This window comes from Cellulomonas telluris, from assembly GCF_004886325.1.
Taxonomy (GTDB): Bacteria; Actinomycetota; Actinomycetes; order Actinomycetales; family Cellulomonadaceae; genus Cellulomonas; species Cellulomonas telluris.
Window position 1 is genome coordinate 1 of record NZ_QXFN01000059.1, and the last position, 583, is coordinate 583.

A 583-nucleotide genomic window follows, 5' to 3' on the forward strand; every position below is an offset into this window, starting at 1 on the left:
AGGGCGTGACGTGGGTGGGTCGCTCGATCGCCGAGGGCGTCGTCGGCGGGTGCTTGCGACGCGACACCGGCGCGTCGTCGGCTCCGGGGAGTCCGCTCAGCCGACGCTCGAGCTCCTTCCAGTGCATCGCGGGGTTGTTCCAGCCCATCAGGCGCCCCTCTCCCGTCGGTCCGTGGTCAGTGGTCGTGGTCAGTGGTCAGTGGTCAGTGGTGGTGTCAGTCGTAGGCCGCCTCGAGCGCCCAGCCGTCGGGAGAGCGCACGAGCAGCCACGCGCGGCCGTCGGCGCCGACGACCTGGAAGCGGGCGGTCGGCCCGGGAGCACCGGACCACCAGCCCTCGTCGGTCGGCCAGGGACCTGCCCAGGCCGCGACGGGCTGCCAGGACGGGACGGGTCCGTCCCGGGCGCCGCCGACCCGGAACCGACGCGGCTCTCCGGTCACCACGCCGCGCTCGCTCACGCACACGTCGCGGCCGGCGTCGTCGACGACCTCGGCGGCCGGGGGCGTCGCGAAGACGCGCACCGGGGCCGGGCCCGGCACCCGCCCCGGCCACGGTCGGTCGACCGGGCGCAGGTCGACCGGCC

General features: G+C 76.3%; 1 pseudogene. It reads right to left on the reverse strand.

Annotation, left to right across the window (positions count from 1 at the left end):
- Positions 1-215: 215 nt before the first annotated feature.
- Positions 216-583, reverse strand: a pseudogene (locus FB586_RS18745) (DNA polymerase Y family protein); the annotation flags it as partial.